This is a genomic window from Paenibacillus mendelii (assembly GCF_024498075.1).
GTDB classification, from domain to species: domain Bacteria; phylum Bacillota; class Bacilli; order Paenibacillales; family Paenibacillaceae; genus Paenibacillus_Z; species Paenibacillus_Z mendelii.
Window position 1 is genome coordinate 209,167 of sequence record NZ_JANHOF010000003.1, and the last position, 23,809, is coordinate 232,975.

A 23,809-nucleotide genomic window follows, 5' to 3' on the forward strand; every position below is an offset into this window, starting at 1 on the left:
CAGTTGTCTGCACTCTTGAAAAGGCTCGCTTATTCGACATAACTGTACAGGGAAACGACAGCAAATAAATGGGATTATAAGGAAAATAATGTGAGGAAACAAGGCTTCTCAAGCCCTAATATGACGTTTCACAAGCCCGATTCCAACCGATTCGCCAAAATAAACAAAATTATTTATGTTGCTTTTGAGAGCCGTCTTATAAATAATGAGGAGATGTATGCGATGAAAGCGCATAACAGGCAATTCTCTTAATGAAGACGGAGGTGGGATCTATCCGTACCGGGCTTGGCAAGATGAAGAGCTCCCTATTGTTTCGTTTCGCCCTGATGCTGGCTTTCATGCTCATACCGATCGTGTTGATCGGCAATAATTTCTACTCCGGGGGGAGAGAGTCGCTGCGCCGGGAAATATCCAACTCTATGGAATCGCGTGTCGAAGCGAATATACGGGCAATGGAGAAGGAAGTCGAACGGATTCAGCTGCTGCAGTTTGAAATGATTAATGACGAGTCGCTGAACAAGCTGGCGGTTATTCCCGACTATATGAACAATTTCGACAAAAGCCAAGCTCTTCTGCTGCTGCAGGACCGGCTGTTTGCGCTGAAGAACAGCAGTCTATACATCTCGGATGTGTCGGTTCATATCCCATCCATCAATCGCACGCTGTCCGCTATGCAGGGGACCGGATTGATGGCGCAGGATCAATTCGATCAAACCCGCGAGCTGGCCGGGAACAATCCGGGAGAGGCCATTTATTTCCTAGGCAATATTCCCTACATTGTGCTCGTTCACGAGGTGCGGGGTCTGTATGAAGGGGATAATGCGCTCTATTCGATTATTGTGGAGCTTTCTCCCAGTGAGCTGATCAAATCATTTGCCGCCCTCGAAAGCAGCGAGAACAGCGGCTCCGTTCTAAGAGATCCCAGCGGCGAATTTATCATTCGCAGCCATCATTACGAGAATCCGTATCTGGACCAGTATATCAATCAATATCAGTCCGGTGTGCCTCATACCTACGAGAATATTAGCAGTGTAGGGAAAGGAGAAGACCGCGTGCTCGTGTCTTCCCGGTTCTCAGAGCTGCTCGGCTTCTCGCTGATACATTACGTTCCCGAGAAGCATCTGTTCAATAATCTGCATCGTTATCAGCAGTTGTTCTGGGTGCTGATCGCCGTGTTTCTCGTCTTTATCATCGTGCTGTGGCTTTCCTTATACCGGATGATTCATCGGCCGCTGCTGGCTCTTCTGCGGGCATTCCGCAAGATGGAGAAGGGCGAGCTGGACGTCACCGTCGCCGCGAACAGCCGCAGCGAGTTCGGTTACTTGCTTCAGGGTTTTAATAAGATGTCCCGCAATATGCGGGAGCTGATCGAACAGGTGTATACGCACAAAATATTAGTTCAACGGGCGGAGCTCAAGCAGCTCCAGTCGCAGATCAATCCTCATTTTCTATACAACAGCTACTTTACCCTGTCGAATATGATTGCGGTGGAGGATCATGATAACGCCAAGCAGTTCGCTTCGCAGATGGGCAGCTATCTGCGCTATATTACCCGAAATTCTTCAGACGAAGCTCCTCTGTTCGAAGAGGCCAAGCATGCCACGATCTATGCGGAGATTCAAGGACGGCGGTTCCGGCTGCGCATGAAAGCCGAGTGCGGGGAGGTGCCGGTCTCTTACCGGGCGGTTATGGTCCCTCGCCTTATTCTTCAGCCGCTCATCGAGAACGCCTTCGAGCATGTGTTTGACCATATGGAGGAAGGCGGGCTCCTGTCGATTACATTCGAGGAGGCGGATGATTGTCTGCTCATTCGGGTGGAAGACAACGGTCCGCTTATGGATCAGGAACGGCTGGAGACGCTTGAGCGTCTGCTAAGAACGGATGAAAGCACGATTGAAACGACGGGCCTTCTGAATATTCATCGGCGGCTGCGCATGAAGTACGGAGATAAAGGCGGCATACATGTTGGACGCAGCCGACTCGGCGGTTTGGAAGTCCGGATCGCCATATGGAAGGGGGACAAGGAGTATGCTTCGATTGTTGATCGTGGATGATGAGCCCGATATTGCGGACGGTCTCCACACCATGCTGCAGGAGCGGTTTCCGATGGAGCTGGAATTATATAAGGCGTATTCCGGCAAGTTGGCACTCGAATGGTTGAGGAGGGGCAAGTTCGACATTGTCATGACCGATATTCGAATGCCTGCACTAAGCGGATTGGAGCTTCATAAGCATATTCGCCGTCTGTGGCCGAGGTGCAAGGTTGTCTTTCTGACGGGTCATAGCGAATTCGATTATGTGTATGAGGCGATCCATTATGACAATACCAGTTATCTGTTGAAGACCGAAGGCCATGAGACGATTCTGGATACAATCGGCAAGCTGATCGAGAATATTGCAGGCGAGCAGCAGATTGAAGGACTCGTGGCCAAAGCCATGGAGCAGATGGAACAAACATTGCCGCTGCTGCAGAACGAGCTGTTAGGTGAACTGCTCCATGGGGAGTTGTTCGATACGCGGGGCAGGTCCGAGCAGTTCGAGGAGCTGCGTATTCCGCTTAACCCGCAGCGTCCAGTCCTCTTGATGATGGGCAAGCTGATGGGAAGGGATTCCGGAGCGCGCCAGACCGGCAAGGCTCAGCTTCATGCAGGGATGCAGGCGATCGAGGAGCAGTATGGTTATGCGCACCTGCATATGAAGTATATATTTGTCGATAAGGATACAGTGGTCTGGTTCGTGCAGCCGGCAGCCGGCCATGCGGAAGAGCAACCAGGAGGGCAATCGGAAGAGTTTGCTCCTTGGAGCGGTATTCTGCTGGCCGTCCGCGAATATGCAGAGAATGCGGAGGCGGCTTGCCTGCGCTCCTTCGATATTTCGCTGTTCTGCCTGCTCGACCGGTCGCCCTGCGAGTGGGAAGACATCGCCGACCGCTGGGCGATGCTGCAGCATGAGTATCAGCGACAATCCGGCGTGCGGAACGGGGTTGTTCAGGTCGAATTCGATGAGACGGAGCTCGACCGGACGAGGATGCTGCGCAAATCGGATTTGCTTGGCGAATATTTAGCGACGGGTCAAACGGAAGCCTTCGATTCCGTCTGGAGGCTTCTCATCGCTGAGCCTATGCGGCTCGAATCGGTTCATGCTGCGATTTCGCTCGTATTCCTGCGCCATATCCATCGCTTCAATCTGCATGACCGGCTGTCGGGCCACATGGATTTGTCTGTATTAATGCAGCCTTCCGGCAGTCCGCTTGACCCGGCAGCTTGGATCGATTATTATGACCGGCTGGCAAGCGCGATCTTCGACCTGCAGCAGCAGGATCAGGCGGAACGCCAGGACCGGACAATTGATCTGGTAAAGCGTTACATTCATGACCATCTGGGAGAGGACCTTTCCCTAGTGCGGCTATCCGAAGTCGCCGAGTGGAATCCTTCTTATTTATCCAGGGCGTTCAAGAAGGTGACGGGTACGAATGTGCTTGCCTACATCCATGAGATGAAGCTGAAGGAAGCGATGCGGATGCTGCAGCAGCCGGAGCTGAAGATTCATGAAATCAGCGCGGAGCTGGGATTCATTTCACCGCCGCATTTTACGCGGTTTTTCAAGAAGGCAAGCGGTCAGACTCCGCAGGATTACCGGACGCTCGAAGAATGATAGCGGATGATGATCCGGCAGGGAGTTCATAAACAAAGGTAAAAAATAGGTAAGCCGAAGTAAAGAAATGGCCTGTTACGGAGTCGATGGTAACGGGCTTATACTTGATTCAAGCAAGTGATAGCGTTTACACATATGGGGGGATTGAACATGCATCACACGAGTCTGAAGCGGTATCTTATCTTTGCCGCAGCAGTCATGCTTCTCTTTATGACAGCATGCAGCAGTACGACGAATAACGGGAACACGGGAGGCAAAGAAAACACGACCGACAGCCAAGAGGCTGGGAATACCGGAGAAAAGCCGGCTGAGGCCGATCCGCTTGGCAAATATGAAACTCCGATTGAAGTGACAACCGTAAGGTCACTGCCGCCATCCATCAAGTTTGAGAAGGGTGACAGCATTGATAATAACATCTGGTACCGCTCCTATGAAGAGGAGCTGGGCATCAAGCTGATCAATAAGTGGAGCGTTCCGCAAACCCAGTTTCAGCAAAAAATGAATGTCACCATCGCATCCGGCGATATTCCGGATATTCTGACGGTGACAGCCAATGAGCTGAAGCGTCTGGTCGATGCCGATATGGTCGAGGACATGACGGACGTATTCGAGCAATATGCTTCGGATAAGACGAAGCAGGTCATTAACAATGATGGCGGCAATGGGATGAAGGCCTCCACCTTCGAAGGCAAGCTGCTAGCGCTGCCGGGCGTTACCTTCACGGGCACCGGAGCGCAGATGCTGTGGATCAGGCAGGATTGGCTGAAGAAGCTTAACTTGCCGGAGCCTAAGACGATGGAGGATGTATACAAGATCGCCGAGGCCTTCGCCAATCAGGATCCGGACGGCAACAATCAGAAGGACACGATCGGGCTGGGCGGAATCAATAAGGACATGAATTCACTGATGGGCTTCTTCGAGAGCTTCCATGCGTATCCGGGCCGCTGGGTCAAGGATGAATCCGGCCAGCTGGTCTCCGGGGATATTCAGCCCGGACTCAAGCCGGCGCTGCAGAAGCTGCAGGATATGTACAAAGCAGGTCTAATCGATTCGGAGTTTGCCGTCAAGGATCAGGCCAAAGCTTACGAGCTGATTGCCGGCAACAAAACAGGCATGTTCTATTCCGGTGAGGGCGCCGTCTGGTGGCCGCTGACGGATCACTACAAGAAGGACAAGTCGGATTGGAAGCCGTATCCGCTGATTTCCTTCGATGATCAGCCTGCCAGCACCTCCGGTGGTATCCCGGTCGGGAACTATTATGTCGTCCGCAAAGGCTTCGAGCATCCGGAAGCGCTCGTGAAGCTGCTTAATTTTGCGGTGGAGAAGCAGTATGGTCCGGAAGGGCGTCTGGACGCTTATTGGTACGGCGGGGAAAACAAGGAAATTAACGTATCCGCATTCGCGGCTGTCATCATTAGCGATCCGCTGGAGCTGATCAATATTCATCGGGGCGTTCAGGAATCCGTCGATGCCGGGAAGTATGTCGATAATCCGATTGCCGATGTTAAGCATCACTATGATCTCTACCAAATGTGGCTGTCGGGCAAATTTGCAGACAGCAATGAGGAAGGGCAAGCCTGGTCTTCCTATAAGTGGGCCGGTCCCGGCGGCGGCATGAATGTCGTCAGCGACTATGTGAAGGATAACAGGTACTTGGTCGACGAATATACGGGACCGAGCACGCCGACGATGACAGCGAAGAAAAGCACACTCGATAAGATGAAGCTGGAGAGCTTTACGAAAATTATTATGGGTCAATCCGATATTAGCGAGTTCGATAAGTTTGTTGCCGATTGGAAGAAATTTGGCGGGGATGCGATTACTGCCGAGGTCAATGAATGGTATAAGGCGAAGCAATAGACTGATGAATGGAGAGGAAGCGGGTCTAACGATTGGCTCGCTTCCTTCCTTACTCCATCTGCATAGAAAGGAATGATGACGGTGCAAGCAGCGACCGTTAAGAGAAGACCTTGGAAGAAGCATCTCCCCCTGCATCTGATGCTGGTGCCTGGAATCATCCTATTGATCATGTTTCATTATATCCCGATGGCCGGAATCGTCATTGCCTTCCAGAATTTCATTCCTACCAAAGGCTTCTTCGACTCCAAATGGGTAGGATGGGAAAACTTCGAAATGATGCTCCAGATGCCTGGGATTGGCCAGGTATTGTGGAACACGATCTATATTGCCTTTCTGAAAATCATCTTCGGTCAAATTGCGCCGATTGTGACGGCTCTGCTGCTGAATGAAGTGCGGAAATCATCTATCAAGCGATCGGTACAGACGCTTATCTATTTGCCGCATTTTCTCTCGTGGGTCATTCTCGGCGGGATTCTGATCGATATTCTCTCCCCCTCGCATGGCTTGCTCAATGAGGTGATGAGCTGGTTTGGCATGAAGCCGTTATTTTTTCTGGGCAATGATAAGCTGTTTCCTTATGTATTGGTCGTCACAGATGTATGGAAGGAATTCGGGTTCGGCACGATTGTGTATCTGGCTGCACTGACCAGCATCAATCCGACCCTCTACGAAGCAGCCGTAATGGATGGTGCGGGCAGATGGAAGCAGACGATCCATGTGACGCTGCCGGGCATGCTGCCGATCATTGTACTGCTTGCGACGCTGGGTCTCGGCGGCGTATTGAATGCGGGCTTCGATCAAGTGTTCAATCTGTATAACCCGCTGGTCTTCCGGACAGGGGATATTCTGGACACCTTCGTCTATCGGCTTGGTCTTATCGATGCCCAGTATGCGGTAGCAACAGCTGTCGGCCTGTTCAAATCGGTGGTCTCTTTAATCTTTGTTGGAGCCTCGTACTGGCTGGCTTACCGATTAGCCGGTTACCGTATTTTCTAAGGAAAGGAAAGGCCGCCATGGATATCAATATTTCATTTGGACGTAAAGTTTTTCTGATCTGCAATAATGTATTTCTGATCGCCTTGGCCATTGTTTGCTTGCTTCCTCTCATTAACATACTCGCGCTGTCGTTTAGCTCCAGCTCGGCGGCAACGGCGGGTGAGGTCAAGCTGTGGCCGGTTGATTTTACGCTGAGCTCCTATAAGTATGCACTGTCCAAACCGGAATTTCTCCAGTCGCTTCTCGTCTCCGTGGAGCGGGTTGTGCTGGGAACGGTCATCAGTTTAGTAGTGGTCATTATTTCGGCGTATCCGCTGTCGAAGGAGCGGACGGAGTTTCCGATGCGTACCTTCTATGTATGGTTCTTCTTCGTGACGATCCTGTTCAGCGGGGGATTAATTCCGACTTACATGGTGATTCGAAACTACCATATGCTCGATACGATCTGGGCGCTCGTGCTCCCAGGTGCCGTGGCGGTGTTTAATATCGTCCTGCTGCTCAATTTCTTTCGCGGTACGCCGAAGGAAATCCAGGAAGCTGCACTTGTTGACGGCTGCACCCATTGGAAGCTGTTGTGGAAAATCATGGTTCCGATATCGATGCCCGCACTCGCGACCATTCTGCTGTTTACCTGCGTAGGCCAGTGGAATTCCTGGTTCGATGGGCTGATCTATATGAACTCACCGACGAATTATCCGCTGCAGACGTATCTGCAGACGCTAGTTGTCAGTACGGAGCTGTTCACCGCTGGAGGCAACCTGACCGCGGAGGATATGAAGGCGCTGGCGGAGGTATCCGACCGTACAACCAAGGCTTCACAGATTTTCATGGCTGCGCTGCCTGTGCTCGTGCTCTATCCTTTTCTGCAAAAATATTTCATGAAGGGCATCGTGCTGGGCAGCGTGAAAGGCTAGCCTGACAGACCTTCTGCATGCCGGAAGGCTAACAAAAACCAGATCGAGAACAAGAGGTGCGACAAATGAAGCTTACATTGGATCAATATAAGAGTAAATTACGGGGATGTTGGATTGGCAAAAACGTTGGCGGGACGCTCGGAGCCCCTTTCGAGTGCAAACGCGGCGTGCTCGACGTGTCCTACTATACCCATGATCTGTCTCAAGGCGTTCTGCCGAACGACGACCTGGATTTGCAATTGGTATGGTTGAATGCGGTGGAGAAATACGGCAAGACGGTCAATTCCCGGATCCTGGGTGAATATTGGCTGTCGTACATTACGCCGAACTGGGCGGAATACGGCGCAGGGAAGAGCAACATGCGGATGGGGATCGTGCCTCCGCTCTCCGGCTATGTGAATAATAAATTCCGCGACAGCAACGGTGCCTATATCCGTTCGGAGATATGGGCTTGTCTCGCCCCCGGCCATCCGGATCTGGCCGTGAAATACGCCTTCGAGGATGCGGTCGTCGATCACAGCCACGAGGGTGTGTATGCCGAAGTATTCTTCGCGGCCATTCAAAGCGCTGCTTTCGTGGAGAGCGATACGTTTACGTTGATTGAGATCGGACTCTCGTATCTGCCGGATGATTGCGGAGCGGCGAGGGCGGTACGGCTGGTCATGGAATGCTACCGCTCAGGGCTGAGCTGGCAGGAGGCGCGCATCCGGCTGCTGACGGAGCTACCAGGCAGCTTCGGCATTATCGGGATGATGCCCGATCAGCTGACGGATGAAGTTCCCGTGGGAGATATGGGCTGGGATGCGCCAAGCAATGTCGGGATTACGATCATAGGCTGGCTGTACGGAGAAGGCGACTTTGGCAAAAGCATTTGCATCGCGAATAATTGCGGCGAAGACACAGACTGTACGGCTGCAACCGTCGGCGCCATTATGGGGATCATCGGCGAGACGGAGAGCATACCCTCGGAATGGCTGGAGCCGATCGGAGACGAGATCAAGACGTTGTGCATCAGCTTGACCGACCAAGGCGTGCGAATTCCGAAGACGGTGACGGAGCTGACGGATCGCATTCTGAAGGTGGCGCCGATTTTCCTGGGTAGCGAGCGTTGCGACTTTGTTCATGCGGAACGAGGGTACACGATCGAAACCAAGGAAGGCAAGGACCTCTATAATCATCCGAGCCGGGTGAATTGCTGGGTTTATCGGGAAACGTCCGATTTGCTCAAGCAAAGTCCGTTTATGGTCCATTACGACTTTCAAATCTTTTCCGTCTATCTGGATTATCTCAGCGAACCTTATGTATCGGAGGATCAACCGAGAAGGTTCCGCCTTGTGCTGGACAACCAACTGTTCATGCAGCAGTGGCTGAACGTCAAGTGGCATTTGCCCGAAGGATGGACCGTATCTCCGGGACAGAACATCAGTGTGCCGCTGGAGCAGTATCATTGCAACGTCGGCTATACCGAGCTTTTCTTCGAGCTGACGCCTCTTGCTCTGAAGGAACCGCGGTATGATCTGATTATCGAGATTACGTCGGCCGGGCGGCCGACGAAGGGACTCGTTCCCGTCGTGCTGTTGAATGTGCCACAGGCAGGAGGACAAGCAATATCCGCTGCGGAAGATCGTTCGAAGGCACCGGCAGCCCACATGATTCGTTCGATAATTTAGTACGGGGGCAAAAGCAATGGTGGTGCAGGGAATTATTCCTGCGCCACCATTTTTTCAATTAATCTCACGAATCGATACAGAAATGAGAGGATGTATCTCCTGAAGGAGCGACAGCGTTTGCCTTTGGAATCGTGAAATCTCCTTGTGGCGAGTTTACCTATTCCCATTTCACGAGTCCAACAGCAACCGGAGGGAGATACATCCCCCATACCATGATCGATATAGAATGTAAGAGGCTGGGTAGTTTTACTTTCACGAATCGATAAAGATAAGAGAGGGTGTATCTCCTGAAGGAGCGCCAGCGTTTGCCTTTGGAATCGTGAAATCTCCTTGCGGCGAGCTTACCTATCCAATTTCACGAGTCCAACAGCAACCGGAGGGAGATACATCCCCAATACCATGATCGATAGAGTCTGTTAAAAGGCTATCTTTGGCAATTGGCTACGGAGTATTCGATAACCGAATGTAGTCAACATTCATGGTTCCTGTCGTCGAGAACGGATCGAAGCGCAGCTGCTTGATCGTACCGGTCCATAAGGAATTCGCGCCCATATCAATCGTGTATTCGGTGTATCCGCTCATCGAAGCCCCTGTCGTGAAGGTAACGGACTTGGCTTCGTTCCATGCCGTATTCGAGGTCGTCGTGAAGAAAAACTTAGCGCCGGTATCACTCGTATTGTTCTTCAGCTTGATTTTCATGTAACGGTAGCTCGATGCCATATTCATCGTATCCGGTCCAATGGAATAGGGATCACCACCGCTGGAATTAATCGTCTAGGATCCTCCGGCCACGGTGCTGCTCATCTGATTCGTATTGGCCCAGCCCTCTCTGTAGCCGCTGGTATTGAAATCCCATTCCTTAGCGAGGTTAGTGGCAGTGGTATAAGCTACGGCCGGCGTCCAGCTGGTGTTGTCGTACTGATTAGCGCCAGCTGCGCCGCTCGTAATTTCGAAACGAATGAGATCGCCTGCACTAACCGTAATATTATTCAAACTGGATTCCACGCCGAACATGTTGTTATAATTCACGGTTTGCGATCCGCTTGCCGGCCAAATTTGGGTACCGTTCTTCGTAATCCGTGCCGCAACCCCATCTCCGCCTGTCGTGACCGACTTTAGAATACGCCCGCGGATACTGACCGTTCCCGTAACCGGTGCCTTCCACACGCGAGCTGTAATAGATGCTGTACCTGCATCCGGATGCATGCCAAATCGGCCGATCTGCGGTACATTAACCGTGCTTGACGGCATCCACAGTTCCTTCGTGCTGTCATAGTAGCCGAGGTTGTTCCAGGCTGTGCCGTTGTAGTGCTGATAGAACCAATTGTTCTCGCCTTGCGTGCCGGTGAATTGGTAGGAGGAATGATAGATGCTGGATGGAACCGCTATGGCGAGGTTGTTACTTTGTATAAAGCCGCTGTAATTCGCGCCGTCCTGATACAAGAAGTTTCTTGGCTCATAGTAGAAATTGTCGCGAATCACGCCTGTCGGCGTATCCGAAGTGCCTGCACGCCGGAAGGAGCCATCGCCGTTGTTTATGAAGGAGTTCCCGGCCGCTACACTGTTCGTTTCCAGCCCCAATCCGGGATGAATCGCCAGATACGATATCCCTGCTCCCGCATTGTTGGCGATGTAGTTATTATTGATTTGCAGGTTGTTCGTGCAGCATTCATAGTCGAAGGCGACCCGGTCGGGTGATAATTGGCTGGAATTGCTGGGATTTGTCGTGTACGGAACGCCGGTGAAGATGCTGTTCAGAATGTAGGTATCTTCAACGAACGCCATATAGAGGGCGGCTGTTCCGGTTGCGGAGAAGCAGGCTGCATTGTTATGGAAGTTGGAGTCGATTAAGGTAAGATATCGTACGGAGGTTAGTCTTACGTTGTCGTCGCAGCCCGTTGCCGTTCCGCCGCCTGCATCATTATCATAGAAATGGAGATTCTTCATGATAATATTCTCGGCTGCTTTATGCCCGGTTGCGACCATGTAGGCTGAATTGTACCAGTCAATCGAGATCGTATCGAGGTTACGCGTCCCAACGATACTATCGAACGTCACGTTATTGACAATATACGTGCTGGCGGGATGGCCGCTGTCGAAGGTCTTGGAGGTGAATTCAATGCCTGCCGAGTTCCAGATGGCATCGCCTGTCACATTATTGCCGCTCCCGGATCCCTGATGAATACCCTTGATGTCATGGAAGAACAAGTCGGTGAAAAATAAATTCGTATGGCCCGCCGTAGAGAACGTAACGAGTATGCCTGTACCAGCTTGGCCAATCTCAAGATTGTTAATTTTCCAAAAGCTTGGATTGCTCAGCTTAATGGCTCGATCCGATTCCAGGCCGTTACGTATAATCTTAGCTTTGTCCGATCCGCCATAGCTGCTGATTTCGATAAAGCTTGAAGCGGTGCCTTGACCGGTCACAGTCAGCTGTTGATTGCAGGTGACGCCGCTCTTAAGCAGCACCCGGTCTCCTGCGGATAGCGTCCCGATCGCATTAATATCGGCGAAGCCCTGATAAGGGGAGGCCAGAGTGCCTGTGCCGTTCACGGCTGCCGAGCAGTCTACATAATAATCCGCTGCTTTGGCCGTTGCGCTGGTGAATAGAAATGCACAAATAAAGGCGATCACAAGAAAAGAAGCTTTCAATACGAATAGGGACAAGCGTCCGTGCTGCTTGAATATCGGCAAGTCGTTTTCACGCATAACCGTTCCCTCTTTTCTATGATTGGTATGGGTGTGCGATGTGCGGCAAGCCTCCCGCTTGCCAGGCACCAAATCAGTGAAGCCCTCCCTCTCCTAAGTGAATGATTAGCAGGCAGCCTCCCTTCCCTATCCTTGATACACATGGAAGCGGTTACCATGTGCTCTCCTTTACTCTAGTCCTCTTTCATAAATACTTCAATAGAAAAAGATCCTCCGGACCGGATTCATCTTCTGGTCAGCGTGAAGCCGGCCGGCTGGCGCAATGTTCAGCGGTCTGTTATCGATTTCCTGATTTAGATATAGAAGAGTGAAGAAGTAAGCAAATAGAAGCAGGATATCCGTCCTATTTCATGTCGGAGAATGGTGTCGAAGATTGGTAAAATAATAATTTATATCTGTTTTTATGACGAAATATATCATTTAATTATCCATTTTTAGGAATAAAGATATGAAATAAAGAAGAATATGTAATTGATATAATTTGTCGATTCTCCAAGGTATATGCTGGGTCTGAAGGATGATTATCATGAATTAATGCTGAAATTCATAGAGTTTATCTGGTTTTTCGGGGATTCAATAGGAGGATAATGCTGCGAAAATACTTGAAAAATCAAAATTAATAGATTGTTTTAATATACCATTTATAATAATATGTATACGTAATAGTAAAATAATAGTAAAAGGGCGGTGATCCGCAGGATATAGAGCTTAATCATGATCTTAATCCCATTAAAGAATTCTTTGGCGGATTAAGTAACGCACAGCCAGTGGAAGTAAGAAAATGCGTGTAACGGAGGTTAGTAAGTATGAGACGACGTGTGAAGGTAACATCCGGAGCTCTTGCTGCGGCACTGCTGCTCCAGCTAATATTCAGTGCTGCAACCGCTTTCGCGGGAGCGTATGAGCCTGAATTAAAACAAACGAGCAATGTTTTCAACGCTCAGGATTTTTTCCCTAACCTCATCATTAACGATTTCAACACTGCGGCAGATGTGGCCACATGGCAGAATGGCGCCAACACGAAAGCAATTAACTATGTAACCAGCTTTCTGAACGGACCAGGCGGCCCATACGAGGGTGATGGAACTCTGGAGCAGACACCGGAGAAGGTAAAGGTATACACATGGAGAACGATCTACCGCGATTTCTCCACGCCGCTTGATTTATCTGGACAGCGTTACCTTGCTTTCGCGGCGAACTCATGGGGCTGGCAGCCTGTAGATTATTTCATGAAGGTTCGTCTTCATAGCGGAGATAACGTATACGAATCCGTCGCGAAGATCTTCAATGACCGATGGAATCGCGTCTTTGTCGATATATCCGGATGGGAGCAGCGCGGGGCTATCACCAAGATGGAGCTGTCGTTCATGCAGAACTTCGACTTGGCGGGAATCGCTCCCGGAGCACCCGGCTACGACAACTGGGACGGCAAGTTCCAGATCGATTACATTACGGCGACCAATACACTGGATATGAGATTCTCCCGTGACGGGGATTCGGAAGGCTTCACTGCCGGCCAAGGAGCCGTCTCCGTTGCAGGAGGCAAGGCGACCTTCGGAATCGGTGGAGCGGGCGATTATATCGAGTCGCCGATGATTCGAATCGACACCAATACCCGGAACGGAATGTCCGTAGCATTGGATAATATGACTTCTGGATCCCAGGTGAAGGTAGCCTGGATTACCGAAGAGGATCCGACATGGAATAATGCCAAGACGAAGCAATTCGACCTTGCGCCAAACACCAACGGACAAACCCTTGATTTTAATATGTCGGACGCGGCGGGCTGGGCGGGCACCATCAAGCAGTTCCGCATTCTGGCTCCGGCTGACAGCGGTTCGATTGCGATTGACGAGATCCGCTTCAAGAAGTTCGCGCCGATCGAGATCCCTTATGACGGCGATATTTCAGCCCAGCTGAATGACAGCGGCAGTATTACGGTCGCCGGTTCGGTGAAACCGGAATACGTGGCGGAGCATGGCGAAGAAGATCTCGTGCTCTTCGAGCTCCCAACCTATGCGAGCGCTAACGATCTGACTGGGTATACACCGCTGGCTGAGCAGGATATTGCGGCTGAATTCTCTTTTGATGCTAGTCTTAAGGACGGCAATCATAACCGGCTGTATTCCAAATTTGCCGTTGCGACGCGGAACGCGGATGGGGAATATAAGCTGATTGATGCGCCGAATTATATTACGAATGCCGAGAAGCTGGCAACGAATCATAAGCCGTTCCCGGAAGCGAAGAGCATTAAAGGGCTTCAAGTACAAATGACGGACGATGCTGAGGAGCTTGGCGTCAGCCATGCGGCGATCAACGTTTCCTATAATGCTATGCTATACCTCGCAAATAGCAATCCGGACAACACGATCCCATATGTGGTTGATGGCGAAACCTTCTATTTCAAGAAGAACTACGTCAGCCAGCTAGATTCGCAAATCAAGAGTTTGTCTGACAATGACACGATCGTCAATTTAATTCTGTTAATGTACCGGGACTTGTCAGCCGATACGCCTAACAAGTATCTTATCCACCCGGATTCGCAAGAGAACGGAATCGTTTACGCTTTGAATACACAGAATGAGATGGGTGTCAAATACGTCAAGGCCGTTACGGCATTTCTTGCAGACCGCTATTCGCAGCCAGATGAGGCGCATGGCCGGGCAGTCGGGTTCATCGTCGGCAACGAGGTTGGACAGAACCAAGTATGGAACAACATGGGGCCGAAGACGGTCGATAAATATGTACGGGAATACGCGCAAACGGTTCGGTTGGTTGACACGATTGTGAAGAGCCATTATGCGAACGCGAGGTCTTATATCTCTCTTGATCACTTCTGGAACGAAGAGCTTTCTGCGGATGCGCTCTGGAAGTACGACAATAAAGTCATTGTCGATATGCTGAACAAGCTGGCCAAGGAAGAAGGCAATTACAATTGGAATATGGCCTTCCATCCGTATCCGGAAAATCTGTTCGATGCGAGATTCTGGAATGATCAATCTCCTACGAACGACTTTAACACCGTACGGATTACGTTCAAGAATCTGCAGGTGCTTGTGGAATACTTGCAGCAGCAAGACTTTCTGTACGATGGGAATATGCGCCGGATCATTCTGTCCGAGCAGGGCTTGAACAGCATGACCGACTCTCAGCCGGATCAGCTTATTCAAGCGGCTGCTTACGCATACGCCTATTATAAGATCAAGTTCCTCGACGGCATCGATTCATTCATCCTGCACCGTCATGTCGACCATGAGCAGGAGGGCGGCTTGAATCTGGGGCTGTGGACAGCTGTGAAGAACAGCATTAGCTCGCCGAATCAGCATAAGCTGGTTTACGATGTGTTCAAATATATCGATACCGACAAATCGCTTGCGGCTACGGACTTCGCCAAGTCGGTCATCGGGATCGCAAATTGGGAAGACGTCATTCCGGGCTTCGATACATCGGCGCTGGCCGATCGTGTAGAGCCGTCCCAAAGCGGCGTTTCCTTCGTGAAGGAGGCAAGCGGCCCGCTGCAGCTGGAAGGCTTCGAGAATGGTATGAACGGTTGGCTGGCAGCGGACAATGCATCGTCGATAGCGGTTGTGAACCAAGATGCCTTTAAAGGCACTCATGCGCTTAAAGTGAATTTCAGCGACTATTCCGCAATGAACTGGAAGGGAACGGATGTGCGATTCCCTGAGCCAATCGATGCGACGCAATCGCCGAATTTAACGTTGGCTATGAAGGTTCCGGGAGCGGATGCCAGCAAAACCTACTATGCCAAAGTGAAAGTGTACAGCGGGAAGAACATTACGGAAGGAACGGTCGTTCTTGATCCGCTGCAGTATAATCATATCGCGTTGAACTTGGAAGGCTGGAACGGAGCAAGCGCCATCGACCGGATTAAAGTATGGGTCAGTTCTCCGATCCAGCAGCCATGGACGGGATCGTTCCTGATCGATGAAATCGGTTTCCATCAAACCGTCGTGAAGGATCCGACCAAAGGGAATATGGAAATCGTCACGAAGCTGCTGTCGCCGCAATTGGCTGATGGCGCACAGATTGAAGTCAACATTACGAACCGTGACAATCAGACGCTGAATGGCGAAGTTGCCGTCTCGGGGAAAGGGCATCTCGAATTCGATTCGTCTGCTCTGCAAGTCAGTGGGATCGAAGCCGGTGAAAGCCGGAAGTTCGTACTTACCGTAACGAAGTTTACCCCTCCTTCTTCAGGTTCGATCTCGGCTTCGTTCTCATATGGAGGCTGGACGATCGATAAAGTTCTGGGTACCGTGAAAGAAACGGGCGAAGGAAGCATTCCGGAGAATGAGAAATTGCTCTACAACTTTGAAGGTTCAACACAAGGATGGCAGGCTAAGACGAATTTAGTCAGCCCAACAGTCGTTGAATCATTCCCGAATGGTCCGACCAAGCCGATATTAGGCAGCTACTCGCTGAATGCGAGATCAAGCATTGTGGCCGCTACTGCTTGGAAGACGTTCGAGGTAACGCCGGCATCGCCGCTTGATCTGAGCGGTGCCGAACAATTCTTCTATCACATTAACTCCTATGGCGGCGTACCAAACGCTACGTATGAGACGAAGGTGACCTTGTACAGCGGGAATGAAAATATCACCTCTACTGCGCCGATGTCCTCGGACAAGTGGAATCGAATCAGCATGGGCGTAGCGGATTGGGAGCATCGCAATCAGGTGACCCGCATCGAAATCTCGTTCCGCGCCGTTGGCAATAATTTGGCTTGGAATCCTGAGATTCAGCTGGACTATATCGGCTATACCAAAGTAATGCCGAAAGTCGTAAGCTTGCGAACGGAAAAGAAATATTCCGTCCTGAAGACGGATCAATCGTTCGCGATGAAAGTGTATGCCCTGTATGATAACGGGCAAGAGAAGGAGATCAGCAGCGATGCCGGCGCCGTCTATCAGAGCAGTGATGCTACTGTCGTAACCGTCCAAGGGCAGTCGCTTCGTACGGTCAGCAAGGAAGGGACTTCGGTCGTCACCGTTACCTTCGGCGGCAAGCAAGCGAGCTTCCTGGCTGTGGTGGACAAGACGGATCTGAGAGCGATCAATGCATCGGCCTATAACGTGCAGCTGACGCCAGGCGCGTCCGCCACGGTTCAATTATCGGCCGCGTTCATGGATAACTCGAGCCAGGTTGTTACCGCTTATGCGGACTGGTCGTCGAACGTAAGCAAGCTGGCCACGGTTCAAGACGGCAGAATCACGGCACATGCGAAAGGAAACGTCATCATTACGGTGAAGTTTGCGGGCAAAGAAAAATTCATTATGGTGAATATCAAGTAACGACCGCTTCTGTGCGCGAGCGGTGGTGCCTGGCTTTGCCGGTACCGGGTTAGAAAGAAACGGCAGCTCCAAGGGGGTGACCTTGCGGGGCTGCCGTTTCCTTATTGACGGTATTCAACTAAGAGGATAAAAGAGTAATTAGAACCAGATAAAAGAAACTATAATATTGTTTTAATATACTGTTTATTATACGATGTATACGTAATGGAAAAATAATATAAATAGGGTGGTGAATGGTAGACAAATGATCTGTTGTTGTGATCTTTATTGTCGATAAGTATTCTTAGTGGATCGCATGAGCACCATGAATCGGACAAAAGGAGAAATTTGTTGCGGGAGGAATTCAAGTATGAAGAGACGTGTAAAGGTTATGTCGGGCGCTCTTGCAGCTGCTCTGCTGCTTCAGCTAATATTTAGTGCTGCAACCGCTTTCGCGGGTCCTTATGACCCGGATTTGCAGCAGTCCAGCCATGTGTCGGGCGGATCGGAATTTTACCCTGATGTCATTATCAATGATTTCAATACGGCATCTCAGGTGGCGATGTGGCAGAAAGGCGTCAACACCAATGCGATTGATTATACGACCTTCCTTCTGAACGGCCCTGGCGGGCCATTCGAAGGGTCAGGAACGTTGGAGCAGACACCGGATAAAGTGAAGGCCTACGAATGGAGAACGATTTACCGCGACTTCTCCACGCCGCTCGATCTGTCCGCCCAACGGTATCTCGCCTTCGCGGCCAACTCCTGGGGATGGCAGGCAACGGGATACTTTATGAAGGTGCGTCTCTACAGCGGGGAAGACGTCTATGAATCCATTGCCAAGACAAACAGCGACCGGTGGTCCCGCGTCTTTATCGACATATCACCTTGGGAGCAGCGCAATGCGATTACGAAGATGGAAATCTCCTTCGTGCTGAACTTCGATCTGGAAGGACTCAGCCCAGGCGCGCCCGGCTATGATTTCTGGGACGGCAAGTTCCAGATTGATTACATTATGGCGACCAACACGATGGATATGAGATTCTCGCGTGACGGAGATTCGGAAGGATTCATTGCCAGCGAAGGAACGTTATCCACTGCCGGAGGCAAAGCAACCTTTGGTATCGGCGGCGCGGGCGCATATGTTGAATCCCCCGTACTGCATATCGATACGGAAACCCGGAACGGCGTGTCGGTCAACCTCGATAACCATACTGCCGGCTCCAAGGTGAAGATGTCCTGGATTACCGAAACCGATCCGTCATGGGACGATGCGAAGTCCAAGGAATTCGATATTGAACCGGACGCAAGCGCGCAGACGATCGACTTCAATATGTCGGACATGGCGGGCTGGTCAGGCATGATCAAGCAGTTCCGTATCTATGCTCCGGCTGACAGCGGTTCGGTTGCGTTCGATGAAATCCGCTTCAAGAAGTTCCCGCCTGCCCAGAAGCCGTACGAAGGTAAAATTACGGCTTCCATTATCAATGACGGCGGCGGCATTACGATTTCCGGCACAGTGAAGCCGGAGTTCCTGGCCGCACATGCGGAAGACAAGCTCGCGATCTTCGAGCTTCCTACGTATGCGGATGCTGCTAACCTGACGGGCTATGCCCCGCTTGCCGAGCAGGATATCGCGGCGGAGTTCTCCTTCGATATCGCCCTCAAGGACGGCAATCATAACCGGCTCTACTCCAAGTTCGCTGTCGCTTCCCGTAACGCGGCGGGAGAGTACACGCTGGTTGATGCGCCTCACTATATTACGAACGCCGAGAAGCTGGCGCCGAACCAGGAGCCGTTCCCGGAAGCGAAGAGCATTAAAGGGCTTCAAGTGCAGATGACAGACGACGCCGAGGAGCTTGGCGTCAGCCATGCGGCCATCAACGTCTCTTATAATGCCATGCTCTACGCCGCGAACAGCAATCCTGGCAATACCATTCCGTATGTGGTCGATGGCGAAACGTTCTATTTCAAGAAAAATACGGTCAACAACTTGGATTCGCAAATCAAGAGCTTGTCCGACAATGATACGATTGTCAACTTGATTCTGATCATGTACCGCGACCTGTCAGGGGATACGCCTAACGCGCAGCTCATTCACCCCGATTCCCAGCCGGGCGGAATCGTGTATGCGCTGAATACGCAGAATGAGGTCGGCGTGAAATACGTCAAGGCAATCACGACGTTCCTTGCCGAGCGCTATTCACGGCCGGATGAAGCCTACGGCCGGGCAGTCGGTTTCATCGTTGGCAATGAGGTCGGCCAGAACCAGGTGTGGAACAATATGGGGCCCAAGACGGTCGATAAGTATGTGCGTGAATATACGCAAACGCTGCGTCTGATCGATACGATCGCGAAGAGCCGTTACGCCAATGCGCGGTCGTATATCTCTCTGGACCATTTCTGGAACGAAGAAATTTCCATGGAGGCGCTCTGGAAGTACGACAATAAAGTGATTGTCGATATGCTGAACGAGCTGGCGCAAGCCGAAGGCAACTTCAATTGGAACATGGCCTTCCATCCGTATCCGGAGAATCTGTTCGATGCGAGATTCTGGAATGATTCAACCCCGACGAACGACTTCAATACCGTGCGGATTACATTCAAGAACCTGCAGGTGCTCGTACAATACTTGCAGCAGAACAAATTGCTGTACGACGGGGAAATGCGCCGCATCATTCTGTCTGAGCAAGGCTTGAACAGCATGACGACCTCGGAGCAAGATCAGCTTATTCAGGCGGCGGCCTATGCGTATGCTTATTACAAAATCAAGTTTCTCGACGGCATCGATTCGTTCATCCTGCACCGTCATGTCGATCATGCGCAGGAGGGCGGCTTGAATCTGGGGCTGTGGACCGTCGTCCCGGGCACCGGTAATTCACCGTTTGAGCATAAAACCGTCTACGATGTGTTCAAATATATCGACACGGACAAATCCCTTGAAGCGACGGAATTTGCGAAGTCGGTCATCGGCATTGCAAACTGGGAGGATGTTATTCCCGGATTCGACCCTTCGATGCTGGCTGACCGGGACGAACCGTCGGTAAGCCCAGTAAGCGTAGGGAATGAAGCGAGTGATCCACTGCAGGTAGAGGGCTTCGAGAACGGCGTGGGCAGCTGGCTTGCGGCGGACAATGCGACCTCGATCGCAGTCACGGATCAAGATGCCAACACGGGCAAGCAGTCACTCAGAGTGAATTTCAGCGATTACTCCGCGTTGAAGTGGAAGGGAGCGGATGTGCGGTTCCCTGAGCCGATCGATGCGACCCAAGCGCCGAATTTGACGTTGGCCGTGAAGGTTCCGAATGCGGATGCGAGCAAGAAGTATTATGCCAAGGTGAAGCTGTACAGCGGCAAGAATATAACAGAAGGCACAGCAGAACTCAATCCGCAGAACTGGAACCAGATCGCATTGAATCTGCAGAATTGGAGCGGGGCAGGTGCTGTCGACCGGATCAAAGTATGGATCAGTACGCCGAGTCCGCAGCCGTGGACGGGTTCCTTCCTGATTGATGACATCGGCTTCCATGCATCCGTCACACCACCGAAGCAAGTTGTAAGCTTAAGGACAGAAAAGAATTACGCCGTTCTCAAGACGAATCAACCGGTTGCGATGAAGGTCTATGCTGTCTATGAGGATGGCAAAGAGAAGGAGATTACCAGCGACAAGGGTACATCTTATCAGAGCAGCAATGCCAGTGTCGTAGGAGTTACGGGTCAATCCCTCCAGACCGGCAGCACGGAAGGAACTTCGGTCATCACGGTGTCTTACGGCGGTAAGCAAGCAAGCTTCCTAGCCGTGGTAGACAAGACGGATCTGAGGTCGATTAATGCGTCCGCCTATAACGTGCAGCTGACGCCTGGTGCGTCTGCCTCGGTTCAATTATCGGCCGCGTTTATGGATAACTCGAGCCAGGTGGTAACCGCTTATGCGGACTGGTCGTCGAATGTGCCTAAGCTAGCCACGGTTCAAGGAGGCAAAATCACGGCGCTCGCGAAAGGAAACGTCATCATAACGGTGAAGTTTGCGGGCAAAGAGAAATTCATTCTAGTGAATATCAAGTAGACGTCTAATGTTCATTAATCTCGTTCGCATCACGTTCATAGCAAGCGGTCTGCATCAAGGTTTATTGACCTTCTGAGCTGCCGCTAAACGGAAGAAGTGTGCAGGCCTCATTGGCTTGCACACTTCTTTCGTTATGAGCGCTATAACTGGCTGCCCCGCGGCTAGGTTAATGATTCGCAAGGATCGGATAGATCCTTCTCCTCAATCAGAAGGAAGAATAAGTCAAGAAGCTGCTTGCGCTGCTCCGGAGATAGATTCTCGATTAGCTTCTCTGCAATTTCTGCTTGAATAGCAAGAGCCTGACTAATATTAGCTTGCGCTAGCTCGGTAAGCTGCAGCAGGGTGGCTCGACGATCAGTAGGATCGGGAATTCGGATAAGAAGGTTATCTTTCTCCAGGGCATCGACAAAGTCGGTTACGGTACGTGCTGCAATTCCCAGCTTCGCCGCTAATTCACTCATACGGATCTTACCTGCTTCGGACACAATAGACAGAAGGCGCAGACGGGGGCCGGATATGTGAAAAGGCAGGTCAAGTGAAGAGATTTGCGCCGTAAATTCTCTCTGGATATAATGCGTTGTTCGCACCAATACATGAATCACATCAATCGCTGAAGGATCATTGGAAGGGATGATCATAGATCTCGGCTCCTTTGCAAGTCAGGTATGGATACAATCTTCAGCTGCAAACCTACTTAATACTACATTATAACGGGGTTATGCTGACCGCGCCACTTACGGCCTTCAATGAGGTTGACAATAGTGTGTATCCTCAGTATTATAAATTAGTGAGTAACCTCAATAACTATAGAGCGATCAAGTAGAGGGGGAGGCACTTATGAATAATCCGGCGTTTAAGAATGCGGACAAGCTGCTGCGCGTATTGGTCTTCGCATTAATATTCTCCGTCATGAACGGCACGATGTTTAACGTTGCTCTTCCGGTAATCGGTAAGGAGTTCGATCTCGTGCCTTCACAGGTCAGCTGGATTATGACTGGATATATGGTCGTCTATGCAATTGGTTCGATTGTATTCGGGAAGCTTGCAGACAGATTCCGGCTGAAGGATTTGCTGACTTTCGGGCTGCTTATCTTTGCGGTCGGCTCGATTACGGGTATGCTTGCTGCTGAATATTGGATGATTATTCTCGGGCGTGTGCTGCAGGCTGCCGGAGCTTCGGTTCTTCCCGCGACCGCGATGATCATTCCCATTCGTTATTTTCCCCCTGAGAAACGGGGAAGAGCCCTGGGCACGTCCGCCATCGGTCTCGCGCTAGGAGGCGCCTTGGGACCGGTAGTCGCAGGACTAATCTCAAGCTTTGGCAGCTGGAGGTTATTGTTCCTCTTCTCCTTGATATCCTTGGTTACCCTGCCTTACTTCCGCAAATATATGGACGACGAGAGAGGGAATGCAGGGCACATCGATTTCCTTGGCGGCGGACTGCTTGCCGGGACAGTCGCGCTCTTTCTTCTAGCCATTACACAAAGCAATGGGCTGTTGTTCGCGGCTGGACTTATTCTGCTCGCGCTCTTTATCGTTAGAATCCGGTCGGCTTCCGATCCATTCATCCATCCGGGTGTATTCCGAAACCGCAATTTCTCTGTAGGATTGTTCATTGCCTTCATCACGACGGCGATGAATTTCGGTATTACGTTCATGACCCCGCAATACTTGGCCAGCTTGAATGGTTTGTCTCCCGGGAGCATCGGCCTCGTCTTGTTTCCGGCTGCCATAGCTTCCGCTCTTATGGGGCGCAAAGGCGGGAAACTGGCGGATGAGAGGGGCAATTCCTTTCTCGTGTTTGCGGCTTCATCCTTGATGCTCCTTTGCTTCGCGCTCATCTCGACCTTTATCGGAGTCTCTCCATATGTCATAGCTGTGATACTAATTGCGGGCAACGTGGGTCAAACCTTCATGCAGATCGCCATGTCGAATACGTTATCGCGTACGCTGGACAAGGATCAGGTAGGGGTAGGCATGGGGCTGTTCTCCATGGTGAATTTCATCTCGGGTGCGATCTCCATGAGCTTCATCGGCAAGCTGCTGGACAATAAGATGTCCTCAATTCGTCTCAATCCGTTTGTAACCGATGAGGGTGCCTATATTTACAGTAACATTTTTATGGTGATGTGCGCTCTGACGATTGCAATTGTCGTGCTGTACCGTCTTCAGTTTGGGGCTGCTCAGCCAAAGATCAAGGCGGTTAGGGAGTAATTTATCGATATGGAGGTCTTATTGTGAACATTGTAACGATTATTCTTCAAAGCTTGTTATTACTCGCTTTCCTCTTCAGCGGCCTTAGTAAGATTGCCGGGGCGAAAATGCAGGTGGAGGTATTTAGGCATATCAAGCTGCCGCAGTGGTTCAGGGTGTTTACCGGCTTCGTTCAAGTGGCGGGAGCCGCTGGATTGCTCGCAGGATTCTGGGATAAAGGTATGCTTTCACTCGCCGCGTTATGGATCGGCTGCACGATGCTAGGAGCCGTGTTGTCACATATACGAGTGAACGATCCGATCAAGCAGATGTTTGCTCCTTTTCTGTTGATGATTTTGTCGATGACGTTAGCTTTGCTTCATTTAAGCGAGCTTAAAGCTCTTTTCTAATACAATGATTGGAAGAGATAAGGGCTGTCCCTGTCATCTTTAGGAT

At 51.0% G+C, this 23,809-nt stretch carries 13 protein-coding genes; 10 read left to right on the forward strand and 3 right to left on the reverse strand.

Features of this window, described 5'->3' with window-relative positions:
* Window positions 1-251: 251 nt before the first annotated feature.
* The 6 genes from NNL21_RS11735 to NNL21_RS11760 all read left to right on the forward strand — a co-directional run bounded on the left by NNL21_RS11735 (window position 252) and on the right by NNL21_RS11760 (window position 9,094).
* Window positions 252-2,054, forward strand: a complete 1,803-nt coding sequence (locus tag NNL21_RS11735; RefSeq protein ID WP_204819173.1) for a sensor histidine kinase — start codon at window positions 252-254, stop codon at window positions 2,052-2,054.
* Window positions 2,029-3,654, forward strand: coding sequence for a response regulator (locus NNL21_RS11740; protein WP_204819174.1), 1,626 nt, complete (start codon window positions 2,029-2,031; stop codon window positions 3,652-3,654). The genes NNL21_RS11735 and NNL21_RS11740 overlap by 26 nt, the downstream gene beginning before the upstream one ends.
* Before the next feature lie 150 nt (window positions 3,655-3,804).
* On the forward strand, window positions 3,805-5,514 hold the full coding sequence (locus tag NNL21_RS11745) for an extracellular solute-binding protein (RefSeq protein WP_204819175.1): 1,710 nt from the start codon (window positions 3,805-3,807) through the stop codon (window positions 5,512-5,514).
* Window positions 5,515-5,652: 138 nt separating this feature from the next.
* Window positions 5,653-6,510 carry an ABC transporter permease gene (locus NNL21_RS11750; protein ID WP_256555229.1) on the forward strand — a complete coding sequence of 286 codons (858 nt, stop codon included), beginning with the start codon at window positions 5,653-5,655 and terminating at the stop codon, window positions 6,508-6,510.
* A 17-nt stretch (window positions 6,511-6,527) separates the two neighbouring features.
* Complete coding sequence (locus NNL21_RS11755; protein ID WP_204819176.1) at window positions 6,528-7,424, forward strand: carbohydrate ABC transporter permease; 897 nt, start codon at window positions 6,528-6,530, stop codon at window positions 7,422-7,424.
* Between the two features lie 65 nt (window positions 7,425-7,489).
* Window positions 7,490-9,094, forward strand: coding sequence for an ADP-ribosylglycohydrolase family protein (locus tag NNL21_RS11760; RefSeq protein WP_204819177.1), 1,605 nt, complete (start codon window positions 7,490-7,492; stop codon window positions 9,092-9,094).
* A 441-nt stretch (window positions 9,095-9,535) separates the two neighbouring features.
* On the opposite strand, the gene NNL21_RS11765 is transcribed toward NNL21_RS11760, so the two are convergent.
* Both NNL21_RS11765 and NNL21_RS11770 read right to left on the reverse strand, forming a co-directional pair.
* Window positions 9,536-9,820 (reverse strand): hypothetical protein, encoded by a 285-nt coding sequence (locus NNL21_RS11765; RefSeq protein WP_204819178.1) that lies wholly within the window; start codon window positions 9,818-9,820, stop codon window positions 9,536-9,538.
* 48 nt (window positions 9,821-9,868) lie between these two features.
* Window positions 9,869-11,803, reverse strand: coding sequence for a hypothetical protein (locus NNL21_RS11770; RefSeq protein ID WP_204819179.1), 1,935 nt, complete (start codon window positions 11,801-11,803; stop codon window positions 9,869-9,871).
* Window positions 11,804-12,609: 806 nt separating this feature from the next.
* Between NNL21_RS11770 and NNL21_RS11775 the strand changes: the two genes are divergently transcribed.
* Both NNL21_RS11775 and NNL21_RS11780 read left to right on the forward strand, forming a co-directional pair.
* Complete coding sequence (locus tag NNL21_RS11775; protein WP_204819180.1) at window positions 12,610-17,115, forward strand: DUF5722 domain-containing protein; 4,506 nt, start codon at window positions 12,610-12,612, stop codon at window positions 17,113-17,115.
* Between the two features lie 349 nt (window positions 17,116-17,464).
* Window positions 17,465-21,160: a DUF5722 domain-containing protein gene (locus tag NNL21_RS11780; protein WP_204819181.1), complete on the forward strand. Its 3,696-nt coding sequence runs from the start codon at window positions 17,465-17,467 to the stop codon at window positions 21,158-21,160.
* A gap of 161 nt (window positions 21,161-21,321) precedes the next feature.
* Here the strand turns inward: NNL21_RS11780 and NNL21_RS11785 are convergent, their stop codons facing one another.
* Window positions 21,322-21,792 (reverse strand): MarR family winged helix-turn-helix transcriptional regulator, encoded by a 471-nt coding sequence (locus NNL21_RS11785; RefSeq protein WP_204819614.1) that lies wholly within the window; start codon window positions 21,790-21,792, stop codon window positions 21,322-21,324.
* A 205-nt stretch (window positions 21,793-21,997) separates the two neighbouring features.
* Here NNL21_RS11785 and NNL21_RS11790 point away from each other — a divergent pair, with 205 nt between their 5' ends.
* Window positions 21,998-23,374: an MFS transporter gene (locus NNL21_RS11790; RefSeq protein ID WP_204819182.1), complete on the forward strand. Its 1,377-nt coding sequence runs from the start codon at window positions 21,998-22,000 to the stop codon at window positions 23,372-23,374.
* A gap of 23 nt (window positions 23,375-23,397) precedes the next feature.
* Entirely contained in the window at window positions 23,398-23,763 is a 366-nt protein-coding gene (locus NNL21_RS11795) for a DoxX family protein (protein ID WP_204819183.1), read from the forward strand.
* The last annotated feature ends 46 nt before the right edge of the window (window positions 23,764-23,809 follow it).

Bases quoted from the DNA above. Each gene is read 5' to 3' on its own strand.
- NNL21_RS11775 (WP_204819180.1), top strand. From the start codon at position 12,610: ATGAGACGACGTGTGAAGGTAACATCCGGAGCTCTTGCTGCGGCACTG.
- NNL21_RS11790 (WP_204819182.1), top strand. From the start codon at position 21,998: ATGAATAATCCGGCGTTTAAGAATGCGGACAAGCTGCTGCGCGTATTG.
- NNL21_RS11750 (WP_256555229.1), top strand. From the start codon at position 5,653: ATGCTGGTGCCTGGAATCATCCTATTGATCATGTTTCATTATATCCCG.
- NNL21_RS11740 (WP_204819174.1), top strand. From the start codon at position 2,029: ATGCTTCGATTGTTGATCGTGGATGATGAGCCCGATATTGCGGACGGT.
- NNL21_RS11765 (WP_204819178.1), bottom strand. From the start codon at position 9,820: ATGAATATGGCATCGAGCTACCGTTACATGAAAATCAAGCTGAAGAAC.
- NNL21_RS11770 (WP_204819179.1), bottom strand. From the start codon at position 11,803: ATGCGTGAAAACGACTTGCCGATATTCAAGCAGCACGGACGCTTGTCC.
- NNL21_RS11760 (WP_204819177.1), top strand. From the start codon at position 7,490: ATGAAGCTTACATTGGATCAATATAAGAGTAAATTACGGGGATGTTGG.
- NNL21_RS11755 (WP_204819176.1), top strand. From the start codon at position 6,528: ATGGATATCAATATTTCATTTGGACGTAAAGTTTTTCTGATCTGCAAT.
- NNL21_RS11735 (WP_204819173.1), top strand. From the start codon at position 252: ATGAAGACGGAGGTGGGATCTATCCGTACCGGGCTTGGCAAGATGAAG.
- NNL21_RS11745 (WP_204819175.1), top strand. From the start codon at position 3,805: ATGCATCACACGAGTCTGAAGCGGTATCTTATCTTTGCCGCAGCAGTC.
- NNL21_RS11780 (WP_204819181.1), top strand. From the start codon at position 17,465: ATGAAGAGACGTGTAAAGGTTATGTCGGGCGCTCTTGCAGCTGCTCTG.